The organism is Zoogloea sp. (assembly GCF_023150065.1).
Classification (GTDB): Bacteria; Pseudomonadota; Gammaproteobacteria; order Burkholderiales; family Rhodocyclaceae; genus Zoogloea.
The window spans coordinates 1-537 of sequence record NZ_JAKLLN010000220.1; the positions used below are offsets into that span (position 1 = coordinate 1).

Here is a 537-nt window from a genome sequence, read left to right on the forward strand (position 1 = left end):
ACGGCGTCAAGTTTCCGATGGCCAGCAAGACGGTGGTCAGCGGCAAGGGCGCCAACCCCTTCTACCTGAAGCTCGCCGAGATCACCGGCAGCCGACCCAAGTGGAACTTCCACAAATACCTCATCAACCGGGACGCGACCCAGGTGGTCGCCTTCACCAGTTTCACCAAGCCGGACGACAAGGATTTGGTCAACAAGATTGACCAATTTCTCAAATAAATCCCCCGCCAGGAGCCGACACCGATGAATGCCCCCGAGACCCTCTTTCTCCCCGACGTGCAGTCCTCCGTCGATCATCGCCGGCTGGCGATCCACCAGGTGGGCGTGAAGGGCCTGCGCTACCCCCTCGCCTGGCGGGCTGCCGGCGGTGAGACGGTGAGCAGCGTGGCCACCGTGACCATGAGCGTCGGCCTGCCGCCCGAGGTCAAGGGCACCCACATGTCGCGCTTCGTCGAGCTGCTCGAAGCTCGCCGCGACGCCCTCGACCACGCCGGCCTGCTGGCGATGGCCGACGAGATGCTGCTGCGCCTGGATGCCG

Annotated in this window: 1 protein-coding gene and 1 pseudogene; both read left to right on the forward strand. The window is 64.8% G+C overall.

Translation table 11 applies throughout. The features are described 5' to 3' along the window. Positions 1-218, forward strand: a pseudogene (locus tag L6Q67_RS24365) (glutathione peroxidase); the annotation flags it as partial. Positions 219-242: 24 nt separating this feature from the next. After that, positions 243-537: GTP cyclohydrolase, FolE2/MptA family (locus L6Q67_RS24370; RefSeq protein ID WP_296576360.1), on the forward strand; the 295-nt coding region annotated here is incomplete at its 3' end.